Annotated in this window: 15 protein-coding genes, 2 tRNA genes and 1 other RNA gene; 5 read left to right on the top strand and 13 right to left on the bottom strand. The window is 76.0% G+C overall.

Annotated elements, in window-relative coordinates:
• Positions 1–28: 28 nt before the first annotated feature.
• The 10 genes from xseB to VEW93_00245 all read right to left on the bottom strand — a co-directional run bounded on the left by xseB (position 29) and on the right by VEW93_00245 (position 11,336).
• Positions 29–259 carry an exodeoxyribonuclease VII small subunit gene (xseB, locus tag VEW93_00290; protein ID HYI60222.1) on the bottom strand — a complete coding sequence of 77 codons (231 nt, stop codon included), beginning with the start codon at positions 257–259 and terminating at the stop codon, positions 29–31.
• Positions 252–1,742 (bottom strand): exodeoxyribonuclease VII large subunit, encoded by a 1,491-nt coding sequence (gene xseA / locus VEW93_00285; GenBank protein ID HYI60221.1) that lies wholly within the window; start codon positions 1,740–1,742, stop codon positions 252–254. The genes xseB and xseA overlap by 8 nt, the downstream gene beginning before the upstream one ends.
• A 150-nt stretch (positions 1,743–1,892) precedes the next feature.
• Positions 1,893–3,848 carry an ABC transporter ATP-binding protein gene (locus VEW93_00280; GenBank protein ID HYI60220.1) on the bottom strand — a complete coding sequence of 652 codons (1,956 nt, stop codon included), beginning with the start codon at positions 3,846–3,848 and terminating at the stop codon, positions 1,893–1,895.
• A gap of 159 nt (positions 3,849–4,007) precedes the next feature.
• Positions 4,008–4,094 (bottom strand) — tRNA-Ser (locus VEW93_00275).
• 57 nt (positions 4,095–4,151) lie between these two features.
• On the bottom strand, positions 4,152–4,616 hold the full coding sequence (locus tag VEW93_00270) for a nucleoside deaminase (protein HYI60219.1): 465 nt from the start codon (positions 4,614–4,616) through the stop codon (positions 4,152–4,154).
• A gap of 185 nt (positions 4,617–4,801) precedes the next feature.
• Entirely contained in the window at positions 4,802–7,333 is a 2,532-nt protein-coding gene (locus VEW93_00265; protein HYI60218.1) for an FtsX-like permease family protein, read from the bottom strand.
• A 40-nt stretch (positions 7,334–7,373) separates the two neighbouring features.
• On the bottom strand, positions 7,374–8,153 hold the full coding sequence (locus VEW93_00260) for an ABC transporter ATP-binding protein (protein ID HYI60217.1): 780 nt from the start codon (positions 8,151–8,153) through the stop codon (positions 7,374–7,376).
• Between the two features lie 300 nt (positions 8,154–8,453).
• Entirely contained in the window at positions 8,454–9,305 is an 852-nt protein-coding gene (locus VEW93_00255; GenBank protein HYI60216.1) for a hypothetical protein, read from the bottom strand.
• Positions 9,302–9,952, bottom strand: coding sequence for a response regulator transcription factor (locus VEW93_00250; protein HYI60215.1), 651 nt, complete (start codon positions 9,950–9,952; stop codon positions 9,302–9,304). Before VEW93_00250 ends, VEW93_00255 begins: the two co-directional genes overlap by 4 nt.
• 28 nt (positions 9,953–9,980) lie before the next feature.
• Positions 9,981–11,336: a sensor domain-containing protein gene (locus VEW93_00245; GenBank protein ID HYI60214.1), complete on the bottom strand. Its 1,356-nt coding sequence runs from the start codon at positions 11,334–11,336 to the stop codon at positions 9,981–9,983.
• Between the two features lie 130 nt (positions 11,337–11,466).
• Here VEW93_00245 and VEW93_00240 point away from each other — a divergent pair, with 130 nt between their 5' ends.
• Positions 11,467–12,033 carry a hypothetical protein gene (locus VEW93_00240; protein ID HYI60213.1) on the top strand — a complete coding sequence of 189 codons (567 nt, stop codon included), beginning with the start codon at positions 11,467–11,469 and terminating at the stop codon, positions 12,031–12,033.
• Between the two features lie 54 nt (positions 12,034–12,087).
• Here VEW93_00240 and VEW93_00235 read toward each other — a convergent pair whose 3' ends face one another.
• From VEW93_00235 to VEW93_00225, 3 genes are all read right to left on the bottom strand, one after another.
• Positions 12,088–12,276, bottom strand: coding sequence for a hypothetical protein (locus tag VEW93_00235; GenBank protein HYI60212.1), 189 nt, complete (start codon positions 12,274–12,276; stop codon positions 12,088–12,090).
• 4 nt (positions 12,277–12,280) lie between these two features.
• Positions 12,281–12,748, bottom strand: a complete 468-nt coding sequence (locus tag VEW93_00230) for a hypothetical protein (protein ID HYI60211.1) — start codon at positions 12,746–12,748, stop codon at positions 12,281–12,283.
• A 280-nt stretch (positions 12,749–13,028) separates the two neighbouring features.
• Positions 13,029–13,113, bottom strand: a tRNA-Ser gene (locus VEW93_00225).
• 94 nt (positions 13,114–13,207) lie between these two features.
• On the opposite strand from VEW93_00225, the gene ffs reads away from it, so the two are divergent.
• The 4 genes from ffs to recR all read left to right on the top strand — a co-directional run bounded on the left by ffs (position 13,208) and on the right by recR (position 16,645).
• Positions 13,208–13,306: signal recognition particle sRNA small type (ffs, locus tag VEW93_00220), an RNA gene on the top strand.
• 134 nt (positions 13,307–13,440) lie between these two features.
• Complete coding sequence (gene dnaX, locus VEW93_00215) at positions 13,441–15,504, top strand: DNA polymerase III subunit gamma/tau (GenBank protein ID HYI60210.1); 2,064 nt, start codon at positions 13,441–13,443, stop codon at positions 15,502–15,504.
• Between the two features lie 49 nt (positions 15,505–15,553).
• Positions 15,554–16,033, top strand: coding sequence for a YbaB/EbfC family nucleoid-associated protein (locus tag VEW93_00210; GenBank protein ID HYI60209.1), 480 nt, complete (start codon positions 15,554–15,556; stop codon positions 16,031–16,033).
• 6 nt (positions 16,034–16,039) lie between these two features.
• The gene (recR, locus tag VEW93_00205) at positions 16,040–16,645 is read left to right on the top strand and encodes a recombination mediator RecR (GenBank protein HYI60208.1); all 606 of its coding nucleotides are present in this window, start codon (positions 16,040–16,042) and stop codon (positions 16,643–16,645) included.
• Positions 16,646–16,798 lie beyond the last annotated feature (153 nt).

Below are 16,798 nucleotides of genomic sequence, written 5' to 3'. Positions count from 1 at the left end.
CAAACGACCGGCCCCGGTGCGTCCCCCCTCAGGGCTCGGGATCGATCTCGGCCACGATGCGCTCGACGTCGACCCGGGCCCCGTCGATCCGGCCCCGGCACCACCGGATGAGGAGGGCGGCCCGGGCCACCTTCCGGGTCAGGACGTCGACGTCCACCGAGTCGTCCTCGATCTCGGCCAGGATGGCCTCCAGCTCCGCGGTGGCCTCGGCGTAGCTGGCCGGCTCGGGTCCGGCGTCGGTGGTCTCGGGGTCAGGCACCGGTCGATCCTCCCCCATCGGGGTCGCCCGCACCGGCATCGGCCGCCCGGCCCGTGGCCACCGGCTCGGCCCGCTCCACCCGGCTGTGGACCGTCCCCGCCGCCACCACCGTGTGCAGCTCGTCGCCCGGGGCCAGCGCGCCGGGGTCGCGGACCAGGCTCCCACCCGGCCCGTAGGTGATGGACCAGCCCCGGGCCAGGGCCAGCGCCGGGTCCGAGGCCCGCACCCGGGCCTCTCGCGCCTCGAGGTCGCGGTGGCGTCGGTCGAGGGCCGGCCCGGCTCGCCGCGCCACCACCCCGGCGGCGGCGTCCAGGCGCCGCCCGGCCCCGGCCAGGTCGCGCCGGGCGTCGCGGCCCACGGCCCCGGCCACGTCGTCGAGGCGGCGCCCGGCCACCGCCAGCGCCGTGGGGCCGGCCCGGTGCACCCGCCGGCTGGCCGAGAGGAGGTGGGCGTCAGCGGCTCGGAGGGTGGCGCCGGTGACGGTGGCCGTGTGCCGCCCCGTCGTGGCCAGCGACACCACGCGCTGGGCCAGCGCCCGGCGCGCGGTGACCCCGATGGCGGCCCACGCCCCCTCGGCCCGGTCCCGGGCCCGGGCCACGGCCGCCACCACCTCGACCGCGGCCGCCGTGGGCGTGGGGCAGGCGGTGTGGGCCACCCGGTCGGCCACGCTGTCGTCGATCTCGTGGCCGATGCCGGTGAGCACGGGGACGGGGCAGGTGGCCACGGCCCGGGCCACGGCCTCGTCGTCGAACCAGGCCAGCTCCACCCGCGATCCGCCCCCCCGCACCAGCAGCACCAGCTCGGCCCCGGCCGCCACCGCCGCGGCCAGGGCCCGGGGCACGGTGGTGACGGTGTCGGGCCCCTGGGTCCTCGTGTCCACCTCGACCAGGAGGTGGGCCAGGCCCGCCGTCTCCAGCACCCGGCGCACGTCGGCGTGGGCCGCGCTACCCAGGCTGGTCACCAGCCCCACCCGCTCCGGCACCAGGGGCAGCGGCAGGGCGGCGTTGCGGTCGAGCAGGCCATCGGCGGCCAGGGCCGCCACCACCGCGGCCCGATCGGCGGCCAGCCGGCCCAGGGTGTACTCGGGGTCGATGCCGGTCATCTGGAGCTGGACCCGGCCCCCCGGCGCCCACCAGCGGATCCGGCCCCGGATGCGCACGTCCACGCCGCTGTCCATGGCGCTGACCCGGATGCCCGAGCGCCTCAGCTCGGCGTTGACCCGCTTGCGATCGGTGGACCACAGCACCACGGGCAGCACCGCCCCCGGGCGGGCCCCCGGCGGCCCCGGCTCGATCAGGTCGAAGTAGAGGTGGGGGCGGGTGCGGCGGGCGTCACCGGGGGGCGGCAGGTCGCGGATCTCGCCCCGCACCCAGACCTCGCCCGGGAAGGCCTGCTCGACGACCTTGCCGATGGCGCGGGTGAGCTCGGCGACGGTCCAGGTGGGGTCGACGACGGCGTCGGAGCCGAACAGGGCGTCCTGCACGACCCGCACCGTAGGAGCCCGCCCGGGGCCCGTCGACCACCCGCTGCCGCTCGCCCCGCTGGCCCGGCGGCGCCGTCCCGACGGCCTTGCCCAGTGGGGGCATCGAGCGACCGGTCGGCGGCGGGCCGTTCGGCGCCCGCCCGCTCCCGGTCAGGACAGCTGGGGCTCGGCGGGCTCCGGATCGGCTGGTCCCGGCTCGGCCGCCACCACGGGCGAGGAGGGAAGCCGCTCGCCCCGCAGCAGGGTGCGGTACAGCTCGGCGTAGAGGCCGTCGGTGGCCAGCAGGCTGGCGTGGTCGCCCCGCTCGACGACACGGCCCCGGTCGAGCACCACGATGAGGTCGGCGTCGACGATGGTCGAGAGGCGGTGGGCGATGACCAGGGCGGTGCGGCCATCCAGGGCCTCGGACAGGGCGGCCTGCACCGCCGCCTCGTTCTCGGTGTCGAGGTGGCTGGTGGCCTCGTCCAGGATGACGATGCGAGGGTCCTTCAGCAGCATGCGGGCGATGGCCAACCGTTGCTTCTCACCCCCCGACATGCGGTAGCCGCGCTCGCCCACCACGGTGGCGTAGCCGTCGGGCATGGCGGCCACCGTGCCGTGGATGCGAGCCGCCCGGCACGCCGCCACCAGCTCCTCGTCGGAGGCGCCGGGGCGGGCGTAGCGGAGGTTGGCGGCGATGGACTCGTGGAACAGGTGCGGGTCCTGGGTGACCACGCCGATGGCGGCCCGCAGCGAGTGCTGGGTCAGGTCCCGCACGTCGAGGCCGTCCACCCTCACCGCGCCGCCGGTCACGTCGTAGAGCCGGGGCACCAGGCCGGCCAGGCTGGTCTTGCCCGCCCCCGAGGGGCCGACCAGCGCCACCGTGGACCCCGGCGGGACGTCGAGGGTGACGTCGTGGAGGACCTCCTGCGAGGCCTCCAGGCCGAGGGGAGCCCCGGCGTCGGACTCCAGGGAGGCGATCGACACCTCGGCGGCCGCCGGGTAGCGGAAGTCGACGTGGTCGAAGCGGACGTGGCCGGCCGGCTCGACCAGGTCCACGGCGCCGGGCCGGTCATCGACGGCCCGGGGGGCGTCGAGCACCTCGAACACCCGGTCGAAGGAGACGAAGGCGCTCATCACGTCGATCCGGGCGTTGGTGAGCTGGGTGAGGGGCCCGTAGATCTGGGCCACGAAGGCGCCCAGGGCCACCAGGGTCCCCAGCGTGATGGCGCCGGAGATCACCAGCCGCCCGCCCAGCAGGTAGATGACCGCCGTGCCCAGGGCCCCGACCAGGGTCAGGGCCACCAGGAAGGTGCGGCTGTACATGGCCGAGCGCACCCCTATGTCGCGCACCCGCCCGGCTCGCTCGGTGAACCCGGCCGACTCGTCCTCGGCCCGGCCGAACAGCTTCACCAGGGTGGCGCCCGACACGTTGAACCGCTCGGTCATGGTCGTGTTCATGGAGGCGTTGAGGTCGAACGACTCCCGGGTGATGGACTGGAGCCGGCGGCCCACCCGCTTGGCCGGCACCACGAACAGGGGCAGCAGCAGGAGCGACACCAGGGTCAGCCGCCACTCCAACACGGCCATGGCGGTCAGGGTGGTGACCAGCACCACCACGTTGGACACCACCGAGCCCAGGGTCTGGGTGACGGCCCGCTGGGCCCCGATGACGTCGTTGTTGAGCCGGGAGACGAGGGCCCCGGTCTGGGTCCGGGTGAAGAAGGCGACGGGCATGCGCTGCACGTGGTCGAACACCGCGGCCCGCAGGTCGAAGATGAGGCCCTCGCCGATGGTGGCCGACAGGCCCCGCTCCACCAGCGACAGGGCCGCCCCGGCCAGGGCGGCGATGGCCATGCCGGCCGCGCACCAGGTGAGCAGGTCGGCATCCGCGGGCCGGCCCCCCTGGGGGAGGGCGTGGTCCACGATCTGGCGGATCAGCAGCGGGGTGGCCAGGCCCAGCAGGGCCTCGACCACGATGATGGCCAGGAAGGCCAGCGTCCGGGACCGGTAGGGCCGGGCGAAGGACCAGACGCGCCGCACCAGGCCCTTCTCGAGGTGGACGCCGCTCAGGGACGACGGGTCCGAGCGGGACATCCCCCAGAGGATCGACGGTCCGTGGTGCATGGCCGGCCCAGGCTACGGGCGGCCGAACCCGTCGCGGCGGGGGTTCGGCGGGATCCCGGCCGGGGGCGCGAGGAGGGCCGCAGCGGGTGACCGGCGGAGCCGGGCCCCGGGCTGCGGCCCTGGCCTCACGAGCGACCCGGGGCGGACCCGGGTCTCGAGCGGAGGGTGTGGGATTTGAACCCACGGTGGCTGTGACACCACAACGGTTTTCGAGACCGTCCCATTCGTCCGCTCTGGCAACCCTCCGTCGGGAGACGTTAGCCGGTCGCCCCCGGCGGCCGGCCAGGAGACGGGGCGACGGCGTCAGCGCCGGGCAGCGAAGAAGGCGGTGAGCAGGGCGGCGCACTCGACGGCCCGGACCCCGGCCGTGACCTCCGAGGTGTGGTTGAGGCGCACGTCCACGGCCACGTTGTAGAGCGACCCGGTGGCCCCGGCCCGGGGGTCGTCGGCCCCGAACACGATCCGGCCCACCTGGGCCGCCCACGCCGCCCCGGCGCACAGCGGGCAGGGCTCCAGCGTGGCCACCAGGGTGGCCTCCCGCAGGCGGCGGTCGCCCACCGCGGCGGCGGCGTCCCGCAGGGCCAGCACCTCGGCGTGGGCGGTGGGGTCGCCGGAGGCCTCGCGCTCGTTGCCCCGCCGGGCCACCACCCGGCCGTCCAGGACCACCGCCGCCCCCACCGGCACCTCGCCCCGGGCCGCGGCGACCTCGGCCTCGGCCAGGGCCACGCCCATGGCCTCCTCGTCGGTCAGCGGGGTCGACGGCTCCACGGCGCGGACGGTATCCCGAAACGAGACGACGCATCCCGAACGAGAGGGCCCCATCGGTCCGGGGCGGTGAGGGCCGGCCGGCCGGCCCCGGGAGCTGGCGGTTCCCCGGCCGCCCACCCGAGGAGGGGGCGGCCGGGGAGGAGGGCGGTGCCGGCCCGGGGCGACCGGCACCGCGAACGGCCGGCCTACCCGGCGGCGATGGCGGTGAGCACGTCGGTGCGAGCGGCCCGGGCCGCGGGGCGGGCCGAGGCCAGCACCCCGGCCGCCGCCCCGATCAGGGCGATGGTGGCCAGCGGCTGGAGGGGGACGGCCACCTGGTCGAAGTCCGAGCCGGCCGCGCTGACCACCATCCAGGCCCCGGCCACGCCCACGGCCAGGCCGACCAGCGTGCCCAGCGACGAGACCATGATCGCCTCCCAGCGGACCATGGATCGCACCTGGCGGCGGGTCTGGCCCACGGCCCGGAGCAGGCCCAGCTCGTGGCGACGCTCCAGGGTGGCCAACGAGATGGTGTTGGCGATGCCCATCAGGGCGATGCCGATGGACAGGGCCAGCAGCACGTAGATCAGCATCAGCATCTGGTCGACGCTGCGACCCTGGGTCTCGGCGAACTCGGCCCGGGTCTCGATGGTGCTCCCGGGCCAGTCGGCCGCCGCGGCCTGGGCCGCTTCCTCGAGCTGCTCGGGGCTCACCCCGGGGGCCGCCTTCAGCAGCATCTGGGTCGGCCCCACCTGCGGGGCGTGGGGCGTCACCGTGGCCGTGTCCACGAAGTACGGGCCGGCCAGGGTGGTGGTCTCGTACACCAGGCCGACGGTGAGATCCTCGGCCTGGCCGTCGATGTAGCGCACCGGCAACGTGTCGCCCAGGCCCAGCCCGTGGTCCTCGGCGTAGCCCTGGGAGACGGCGATGGCCCCCGGCCCCAGCTCGGCGGGCCGGCCCCGGGTGACGTCCAGGTCGATCACCCGGTCGAGGCCGGCGGCGTCGGCGAAGTTGAGGAAGTCGTCCTCCCCGTCGACGGTGGCCGGCATGGACCCGATGCCCACCGCCGCCCCCGTCTCGGGCAGGCCGGCCAGCCGCTGCTGGAGCGACGGGGCCAGGCCCACGAAGCCGTCGACCTCGGGACCCGAGACCACCACGTCACCGGCGATCTGCTCGTCGACGATGCGGTCGAGCGAGGCCTGGAGCGACGAGGCGACCACGGTGAAGAGCCCCACCACGGCCACGCCGATGATCAGGGCGGTGGCCGTGCTGCCGGTGCGGCGGGGGTTGCGCACCGCGTTGCGGCGGGCCATCAGCCCGGTCACGCCCCGGAGCCGGGCCAGGGGCGCGCCCACCACCCGCACCAGGGGACCGGCGGCGCCGGGGGCCAAGACGATGGCCGCCAGGAGCAGGAGGGCCGCCCCGCCACCGGCCACCGCGGTGCTGGAGCTGCCCGCCACCACGGCGGCGCCGAGGGCCACGCCGACGGCCAGCAGGACCAGCCCGGCCACGGTGCGGGTGCGACCGACCCGGCCCCCGTCCACGGCCACGTCCCGGAGGGCAGCCACCGGGGGGACCTTGGAGGCCCGGCGGGCCGGCAGGAGGGCCGAGACCACGGTGACGCCGGTGCCCACGACCAAGGCAGTGGCCACGGTGACGGCGGTGATCACCAGCGACGACGAGCTCATGCCCGTGAAGCCGGCCATCAGCGCGCTCATCCCGGCGGCCAGGCCGATGCCGGCCAGCAGCCCGAGGGCCGCCCCGACCAGCCCCACGACGGTGGCCTCGACCAGGGTCGAGCCGATCACCTGGGCCCGGGAGGCGCCCAGAGCCCGCAGCAGGGCGGCGTCACGGGTCCGTTGAGCCACCACGATGGCGAACGTGTTGTAGATGCTGAAGGCCCCCACGACCAGGGCGATGAGGGCGAAGGCCAGCAACGCCGGGCGCAGCACGCCGACGAAGTCGCGGCCGATCTGCTGGCTCTCCTCGGTCAGCACGGCGCCGGTCACGGCCTCGGTGCCCTCGGGCAGGGCCCGCTCGACGGCCGCCGTGACCTGCTCCTGGCTCACGTCCTCCTCGGCCGCCACCAGGAAGCTGTCCACGTGGCCGGCGGTGCCGCCCAGGTGGGCGACGGCGCCCTCCTCGCTGAACAGGGCCTGGGTCAGGGGCCCGGAGGAGTCGGCCGTGCCGTAGGTGGCGACGCCGACCACGGTGACCTCCAGCGGCTCGGGGGTGAAGACCCGGGTGGTGTCGCCCACCTCCAGGTCACCCTGGCGGGACGAGGCCCGGTCGATCACGACCTCCTCCGGGCCGGCGGGGGCCCGGCCGTCGGTGATCCGCCAGGGGTTGAGGGCTGGCACCGCGACCCACTGGGACCCGACCTGGGGCGGGCCGCCCCCGCCGATGATCTCGCCGTCGGTCCCCTCGATCTGGGCCGTGCCACTGCGGACCGGGGCGACCTGGGCCACCCCGTCGACCCCGGAGATGACCTCGGCCAGCGAGGCGTCGACCTCCCCCCGGGCCGCGTCGCCGAAGCCGAGGTCGATGGCGCTGTCGGAGCGGACGGCGGCGTCGGTCCCGGCCGCGCCGGTGGTGAACATGTCGTCGAAGTTCCGTTGGAACGTGGCCACCAGGACCAGGACGCCGGCCAGGAAGGCGATGCCGATGGCCACGGCGACGACGGTGGAGGTGAAGCGGCGGGCGTGGGCCCGCAGGGTGCGGAGCGCGATGCGCAACATGGGGTTCTTCCTCGGGTCGGGGATCGGCGGGCGGGCTGGGTCAGTCGCCGAAGCGCTTCAGGCGGTCGAGCACGCGGGCGGCGGTGGGGTCGGACATCTCGTCGACGAGGGCTCCATCGGCCAGGAACAGGACACGGTCGGCGTGGGCCGCGGCGACCGGGTCGTGGGTCACCATCACCACGGTCTGGCCCATGGCGTCGACCGCCCGGCGCAGGAAGCCGAGCACCTCGCCCCCGGCCCGGGAGTCGAGGTTGCCGGTGGGCTCGTCGGCGAAGGTCACCTCGGGCCGGGCCAGCAGGGCCCGGGCCACGGCCACCCGCTGCTGCTGGCCGCCGGAGAGCTCGGAGGGCTTGTGGTCGAGGCGGTCGCCGAGGCCGACGGCCGTCACCACCTCGGCCATCCAGGCCGGGTCGACCTTCCGCCCGGCCAGCAGGGCCGGCAGGGTCATGTTCTCGGCCGCGGTCAGCGTGGGCACCAGGTTGAACGACTGGAACACGAAGCCGACGCGGTCGCGGCGCAACCTCGTCAGCTCCCGGTCCGGCAGGGTCGAGAGGTCGACACCGGCGATCTCGATGGAGCCGGAGGTGACCGTGTCGAGGCCGGCCAGGCAGTGGAGCAGCGTGGACTTGCCCGAGCCGGACGGGCCCATGACGGCCACGAAGCTGCCCCGGGCCACCCCCACGGTGACGTCGTCCAGGGCGGTCACGGCGGCGGGACCGGACCCGTAGACCTTACGGACCAGGAAGGCCCGGACGGCGGAGGTGCGGGCCGGGTCGGGCCCCGGGGGAGCGGGGGTGGCGATGGGGGCGGTGGTGGGCACGGTCGGCCTCCTCGGGCAGTCGTCGGCGTGCTCCACCCATCGTCCGGGAACCGGCCGGCGCCTTCGATGGCGCCGGCCACCGACCGCCCGGTGGTGCCTGCCCCGCGCCGGGGGTGGGGACAGCCCCACCCCACCCCGGGGCCACGTCTCGCGCCGCGGCGTGGGCGCGGCCTCGACGAGGGCCACGGGCCAAGGTGCGAGGGCGAGGTCCGGGTCGCGAAGGGGCCTCTCCGAGGGTGCGGCCGGAAGGTTCCTCGACCGGGCCCGGGCCGGGCCCGAGGAGCGCCGGCTGGAGAAGGTTCAGGCGGGGCCGTAGCGGACGACCACGTCGCCGGCGCCGGCCCGGGCCCGGATCACCCGGTCGCTGCCGGGGTCGGTGCGCACGCTCACCTGCGACTCCCCCACGCCGGCCTCGGCGTCCACCCGGTAGGCGGCCTGGCCGCGGGGCAGGACCAGGCCGATGTGGCCGGCCCCGGCCGACACGTCGACCCACTGCGGCGGGCGGGAGAAGTCGATCTCGATGCTGCCGCCGCCGGCGCTGGCCCGCACATCGGTGGAGCGGACGTCCCGTCCGATGATGGCGCCCCCCCCGACCTGAGCGTCGATCGGCCCGGCCACCCGCTCCAGCTCGACCGTCCCGCCGCCGCTGCGGAGGCGGATCGACCCCGTGGTGTCGGCCACCACGACGTGGTCGGCCTCGATGACCAGGTCGGCCCCGTGGGGCACGGCCAGGTCGATGTGGTGGCCGCAGATCACGGCGACGTCGCGGCAGCCGTAGCGCAGCTCCAGGACGCCGTCCACGATCTCCTGGCGCACCTGGGGGCGGTCGAAGGAGAAGTCCGAGCGGCGCTGGACGCGGGCCCGGCCCTCGGGCCCGGGGTGGACCTCGACCGAGCCGGACACGTGGACCTCGACCCGGTCGATGCGACCCCGCAGGGTGGTGTCGGCCCGCTCGGCGGTGCGGACCAGCACGCCGGCCGCGGAGTAGGTGAGGCCGGCCAGGAGGCACACGGTGAGCAGCCCCCCTCCCAGCAGGAGGATGATGCGGACGGCCACCAGGAACGGGGTCGACGGGGGCCGCCGCCCGGGCCGGCCCCGGGGCGGCCCGTCGCCTCCGGCGCCGGCCGGGGCCGGGTCGAGGACGGCGGTCACGGCGCCGCCTCCAGGTACTGGAGCACGGCCAGCACCCGGCGGTGGTCGGTGTCGGCCGGCGGGAGGTCGAGCTTCATGAAGATGTTCGACACGTGCTTCTCGACGGCCCCGTCCGACACCACCAGGGCGGCGGCGATGGCGCTGTTGCTGCGGCCCTCGGCCATGAGCTTGAGCACCTCGGTCTCGCGGGGGGTCAACGCCTCCAACGGGCTCCGGTGCCGGCTGGTGGCCAGCAGCTGCGACACCACGTCCGGGTCGAGGGCGGTGCCGCCGGAGCCGACCCGGCGCACGGCGTCGACGAAGTCGCGCACGTCGGCCACCCGGTCCTTGAGCAGGTAGCCGACCCCCACGGTGGAGCCGGCCAGCAGCTCGGTGGCGTAGCGCTCCTCGACCCACTGGGACAGGACGAGCACGGCCACCTCGGGCCAGGCGGCCCGGATGGCGATGGCGGCCCGCAGGCCCTCGTCGGTGAAGGCGGGCGGCATCCGCACGTCGGTGACCACGATGTCGGGCCGCTCGGCCGCCACCACGGCCATGGCCTCCTCGGCGTCGCCGGCCGTGCCCACCACCTCCTCGCCGGCGTCGACCAGCAGGCGGGTGATGCCCTCCCGTAGGAGGACCGAGTCCTCCACGATCACGATCCGCACGGTGCGCTCCTGAGGTCGGTGGCGGGGGTCACGGGCCCTCACCCGGGGTCGGGGCCGCCGGCGGGGTGGGCCCGGCGTCGGGGGCGGCGGGCAGCGGGAGCTCGGCCCGGACCGACGTCGGCCCCCCGGTGGGACTGGCGACCCGGAACGAGCCGTCCACGGCGGCCACCCGATCGGCCAAGCCGCGCAGGCCCGAGCCCCGCTCGGTGTGGGCCCCTCCGACGCCGTCGTCACTGACCTCCACCACCAGGGCCAGGCCCGTGTCGACCACCAGGACGCGGGCCCGGAGGGCCCCGCTGTGGCGAGCCACGTTGGTGAGCGACTCGGAGATGACGAAGTAGGCGATGCCCTCGATCGAGGGCGGGCAGCGCCGCTCGACCCGGACGTCGACCTCGACCGGGAGCGGGGCCCGCGAGGCCAGGCCGGCCACCGCCGCCGTCAGCCCCCGGTCGGTCAGCACCGGCGGGTGCAGGCCCCGGGCCAGGTCCCGTAGCTCGACCAGGGCGTTCTTGGCCTCGCGGTGGGCCTCGTCGATGAGGGCGCGGGCCGCCGCCGGGTCGTGGTCGAGCTTCTCGCGGGCCAGGCCCAGGCTCATGGCCAGGGCCACCAGGCGCTGCTGGGCCCCGTCGTGGAGATCGCGCTCGATGCGCCGCCGCTCGGCCTCGGCCGCGTCCACCACGCCGGCCCGGCTGGCCTCCAGGTCACCGACCCGCTCCCGCAGGACCTCCGCCTCGCCCCCGCCCAGGAGCCCCTCGGCCATGCCGACGGTGAGGCGGCTCAGCCCCCGGGTCACCCACGGCGCGGTGAGCAGCAGGCCGACACCGACGGCGCAGGCCACCGCCGCCTCGGCCCCGGGCTCGATGTCCCACCACAGCACGGTGGCCCGGCCGGCGGGCACGCGGCCGACGTAGAGGGGGAGGGTGGCCAGGGCCAGCCCCAGGGCCCACGTGCCCAGGGCGACGGCCACGAACACGACGGCCTTGGGCAGGTGCACCAGGTGGTAGCCGATCTCCTTCCACGTGGCGGCCGAGCGGAGGCGGCCGAAGCCCCGGCGGGCCCACGGGCCGTCCAAGGGTCGGTGGGGGTTGGTGATGAGCACGCCGGGCACGGCGGCCAGGCGGAAGCGCTCGATGTGGCCCACCAGCCGGGCCGCCACCAGCAGGCACAGGAAGCAGATCACCGACACCGGGATGAAGGGCAACGTCACCACGCTGAGCACGGCCAGGAAGAGGATCGGGGTCGAGAGCAGGCAGGCCGAGGCCAGGTCCAGCACCAGGTGCACGAGGGCCACGTGGGTGCGGGGGGCGACGGGGGCCACCAGGGCCTGGCCCACGGCGCGGGGCACGCTGGTCCTCGTGGGGGGGTGGGGAGCCAGGGTGGCCACGACACCCAACCTACGGACGGCCGGCGGGACCGGCCATCCCGTCCCCCGGTGGCCCGGGGGTGGGGTTGTCCCCCGCCCGCCGCCTCCTCCGGGATCGCTCCCGGCCCGATGGCCCGGCCATCATCGCGACATGGCGCACCCCCAGGAAGACGATCCCCAGGACCCGTTCCGGCTGGGCGACGATCCCGGGTGGCGCCCCGGCTCCCGGGACGGGCGCCCCGACGGGTTGGTGGCCCTGCGCTTCGTGTTCCTCTCCATCGCCTGGGGTCTGGTGCTGGTGGGCGTGGTGGTCGGCCTGCTGGTGGCCGGCAGCGAGCCGGCCGTCGAGGACCTGTCCCCGTGGGCCATGGCGGCCGCGGTGGCCGCCGTCGGGGCGGCGGGCCTGCTGCTGGTGCGGTTCGGGCCCGTGCGCCTGGACTGCGCCGACGAGCTGGCCCTGGCCCGCTCGTGGCGGAGCCGCTTCTTCGCCCGCACCGCCGCCTCGGAGGCCGCCGCCCTGGTCGGCTTCCTGGGCGTGGTGCTCACCGGGGCGCCGGCCCTCTACGGCCTGGGCCTCCTGTTCACCATGGCCGGCCTGGCCGTCTCCGGCCCCCTGCGGGCCAACCTCATCCGCGACCAGGAGGCTCTGGCCCTTCGGGGTTGCCCCATCGCCCTGGTCCCCGCCCTCCGCCACGCCGTCACCGACCGCACCCGCTGACCCGGTCCCGGCGTAGGGGCCGACTGTCCTCCCCCCGATGGTCAGGCGTACCGGTCAGGCGGCAGCCACGGCTGAAGGGGCGAGGAGCAGGATGACCGGCTCGTCGGCGTCCCCCTCGGCATCGAGTTGCACCCTGACATGGGCCGGAGGGTCACCCCAGACCTCGACCACGGTGCCGAGGACTTCGCCGTCGAGGCCCCACGGGACGATGACCCGGTCGCCGGGTTTGAACTGCGCGGTCATGGCCTCACCATGGCTCTGCTCCGAAGGTCGTTCGTAGATGCTCCCACACGACGCGGTCCAGTGCCTTGGCGGTCCGGTCGAGTCCCGGGAGGCGGGCCCTGCCCCATGAGACAGTGTCGAGCACGCCTTCACGACGCAGTCGGTCGAGGTCCGATTGGTTGCCGTGGGCCAAAGCATTCCGAAGGCGGATGAGATCCTCGTAGTAGGCCTTGTCGCCGCGTCGGCGCGGTTTGCGGCGGGTCGCCCAGTGTCCGTTGGCGGCCTCCAATCGTCCGTTCAACCCCTGGATCCCCAGTCGTCGGAAGTCGGAACGGAGCGTGTTCAGGTCGGAGTTGCTCCGGTTCATCTGGCGGCCTTCGGTCACCGCGCTGACCAAGAGGGCCGTGAAGTCGGGGCGTGAGCCCGAGCCCATCACCAGCAGCTCGGCCCCGAGATCGTGCAAGTCCCGCGTGAACGCTTGGAACTCCGCCACCACTCGCACGATGTAGGCGTGAGCCAGGGGGCGACCTATCTCGAGGGGGCGACCTGGCCGACCGGGGCCCTTCAGCTCACCCATTTGCGCGTGGGCGAGGGCCAACGTGTCGATCGCCACGCGACGATCGGTCGACCACCGGGTGAGCGGGAACGAGGGCCTGTGGGCCATGCGCACGACGTACCCCAGGATGCGAGCCGCTCAACGTGTACCCGCGGCCTCTCCGGACCGTGATCGACGGTCAGACGCGACGGAGCCGGGCCCGAAGGCCCGGCCCGAGCGGAGGGAGTGGGATTCGAACCCACGGTGGGTTGCCCCACACACGCTTTCCAAGCGTGCCGATTCGGCCGCTCTCGCACCCCTCCTCGCCGGACGGGCCCGACGACGGCCCAGGATAGGCGCGGGTGGCAGGGGCGGGGCCAAGCGCTAGGTTGGCGACCGGTCCGTCCCCGCAGGGGCGGCCGGGTCCTGTGCGACCAGACCCCGTGAACCGAGTCAGGGCCGGAAGGCAGCAGCTCTCAGCGGAACGTCAGGTGCGCCGCAGATCACCTGGCCGCCACCCTGCGGGGACGGACGCGTTCGGGGCTCGCGCCTCGTCACCCGACACCCGGCGCGGGCCGGGCACCAGTGGGGGGCCCGATCGCCCGAGGGCCGGCTCCAGGTCGGCCCGGCGCTCGGTAGAGTCGCCGCCGATGGCCCACCAGTCCCTCTACCGCCGCTACCGCCCGCAGCGGTTCTCCGAGGTCCGGGGCCAGGAGCAGGTGGTCAACGCGCTGCGCTCGGCGGTGGCCGACGGCCGGGTGGGCCACGCCTACCTGTTCAGCGGGCCCCGGGGCACGGGCAAGACCTCCACGGCCCGCATCCTGGCCAAGGCCCTCAACTGCGAGGACCTCCAGGGCGGTGAGCCGTGCGGCGTCTGCGCGGCCTGCACGGCCATGCAGGCCGGTACCTCGTACGACCTCCAGGAGCTCGACGCGGCCAGCAACAACAAGGTGGAGGACGTTCGGTCCCTGGTCGAGCGGGTCGCCCTCGGCAGCCCCGGCCGCACCAAGGTCTACATCCTCGACGAGGTCCACATGCTCTCCACCGGGGCCTCCAACGCCCTGCTGAAGACGCTGGAGGAGCCGCCCGACCACGTCGTGTTCGTGCTGGCCACCACCGACCCCCAGAAGGTGCTGCCCACCATCCGGAGCCGCACCCAGCACTACGAGTTCCACCTCCTCCCGGCGGACGAGCTGGCCGATCACGTGCGCTGGGTGATCTCCGACGCCGGCCTCCAGGTCGACGACTCGGCCGTCGAGCACGTCCTGCGAGCCGGCGGGGGCTCGGCCCGCGACACCCTCTCGGCCCTCGACCAGGCCGCCGCCGGCGGCGTCTCCGACGCCGGGGACCACGCCGAGGCCTTGGTCGAGGCGGTGGTGGCCGGCGACACCGGCGCCGCCCTCTCCGCCGTGGCCACCGCCACCGCCGCCGGGCGCGACCCCCGGGTGCTGGGTGAGTCCCTGCTGGCGCAGCTCCGGGACGTCTTCCTGCACCGCATGGGCGGCCCCCAGGAGCACCTCTCGGACACGGCCCGGGCCCAGGTGGCGGCGTGGGCCGGCCGGGTCACCGACCGGGCCGTGACCCGGGCCCTGGAGGAGGTGGGTGAGGCCCTGCTGGGCATGCGCCAGGCCCCCGACCCCCGCATCCCCCTGGAGGTCGCCCTGGTGCGCGTCACCCGGGCGGCGCCGGTCGACACCGGTGGCCACCCCGAGCTGGCCGACCTGGTGGCCCGGATCGAGCGCCTGGAGCAGGGCGGGGTACCGGCGTCGACGCCGGCGCCGCGGCCTCCCGCCCCGGACGTCCCGCCCCCGACGGCCTCCGCCGCCGGGCCGGCCCCCGGCGACGACGGGCCCCCGGCGACCGGTGGATCGACGCCGAACGGCGAGCCCCGGCCCGGGACGGGAGCGGCGGGACCGGGCCCCGGAGCGGCGCCGGCCGGGGTCGAGCCCCGCGGTGCGGAACGGGCCCGGGCCGCCCTGGCCGGCCGAGGCGCCGCCCCGGCCCGGACCTCCCCGTCGGCTCCCTCGCCCCCCGCCGCCCCGCCACCCCCCCCGTCGCCCCCAGCGGCGCCCGCTCCCGCCGGGTCCGCCGAGCGGTCGGCCGACGGGCCCCCGTTGGACCGGGCCCAGGCTCCCGGCTCCGGACCGGTCGAGGCCGCCCCGGCCCCGGTCCCCGGCCCGCCGGCCGGCGACCCCCCGTCCTCGGGCCCGGGGGGGTCCGAGCCGGATGCGCCCGCCCCCCCGTCCTCGGGGGCGGCGACGCCGGGGGCGGCCGGCCCCACCGAAGCCATGGTCGACCAGGTGGGGAGAGCCTGGGTCGACCAGGTCGTGCCCGGGCTGAAGGGCCTGGCCAAAGCCTTGTTCCAGGCCGGCAACGTGCTCGACGCCGACGACGCCACCGTCACCGTGGGCCTCCCCGACGCCGTCCACCGCGAGCGCTGCGAGCAGAAGCGGGGCGACGCCGAGGCCGCCCTGGCCTCCGCCCTGGGCCGCCCGGTGCGCCTGGTCCTGGCCGTGGGCGGGGCCGGCGCCGCCCCGGCGGCCGGAGGCAGTCGTCCCGCCGGGGCGGCTCCCGGCTCGGCGCCCGCCACCGGTCCCGAACCGCCCGACGAGGTCGACCTCGACGAGCTGGTCGACGCCCCCCTCGACAAGCGGGGCGGCGTGGAGCGGGTGACCGAGGCCTTCCCCGGTGCCCGGATCGTCGAGGAGCGGTGAGCACCGCCCGTCCCCCGGCCCCCGCCGGGTCCCCGCCCAGGAGGCACCCATGAGCGACCTGTCCCGCCCCACCGACGGCGACGACGACGACGAGGGTGGCCCCACCGCCGGCGGGCCCAGCCTGCCGGCCCACCTGGTGGGGCCGGAGGGGACGTCGGCCGGCCCCACCGGGGACGACGACGAGCCCTTCGACCTGGGGGAGCTGCTGGGGGGCGGCGGCCTCGACCTCGGCAACCTGATGGAGCAGGCGTCGCAGATGCAGCAGCAGATGGCCGCGGCCCAGGAGGAGGCGGCCGCCACCGTGCTCGAGGGCGTGGCCGGCGGCGGTGCCGTGCGGGTCGAGGTCACCGGGGTGGGCGAGTTCCGCTCCGTGCGCATCGACCCCGCCGCTGTCGACCCCGAGGACGTGGAGATGCTGGAGGACCTGGTGCTGGCCGCCCTGGCCGACGCCACCGCCCGCGTCCGCGAGGTCCAGAGCCAGGGCCTGGGCGGCCTCGGCGGCCTGGGTGACGCGCTCGGCGGGGGCTGAGCGGCGGTGGCGGTCTACACCGGGCCGGTCCAGGACCTGGTCGACGAGCTGGGCAAGCTGCCGGGTGTGGGTCCCAAGTCGGCCCAGCGCATCGCCTTCCACCTGCTGAAGCTGCCCCGGGACGACGCCCTGCGCCTGGCCGCGGCCATCACCGAGGCCAAGGCCCGGGTGTCGTGGTGCGAGCGGTGCTTCAACGTGGCGTCCGAGCCCCTGTGCGACATCTGCCGCGACGACCGCCGTGACGCCTCGGTGATCTGCGTGGTGGAGGAGCCCCGGGACGTGGTGGCCGTGGAGAAGACCCATGAGTTCAAGGGCCGCTACCACGTCCTCGGCGGGGCCATGAACCCCCTGGAGGGGATCGGGGCCGACCAGCTGCGGGTCAAGGAGCTGTTCGCCCGCATCGGGCAGGAGGACGTGGTCGAGGTGATCCTGTGCACCAACCCCAACGTGGAGGGCGAGGCCACGGCCATGTACCTGGCCAAGATGTTCAAGGACCTGCCCCTGAAGGTGACCCGCATCGCCAGCGGGGTCCCGGTGGGGGGCGACCTGGAGTACGCCGACGAGCTCACCCTGGGCCGGGCCCTGGAGGGCCGGCGCTCGGTGGCCGACTGAGGGCGCACCCGGGACACCGCCCCCCGGCGAGCCGGGTGCGGGCGGTCAAACCGACCCACCGTTGGTGGAAGCGGTGCCCCGAGCGAAGGGCGGCTGGGTTCGCGGCCCGGCCTGGGGTCCACGGTACCCGGAGACCCCGGGCCTGACACCTCG

Source organism: Acidimicrobiales bacterium (genome assembly GCA_035630295.1).
Classification (GTDB): domain Bacteria; phylum Actinomycetota; class Acidimicrobiia; order Acidimicrobiales; family Iamiaceae; genus Iamia.
The sequence above is the reverse complement of the archived record's forward strand: the minus strand, read 5'-3'. Positions and strand labels throughout refer to the sequence as shown.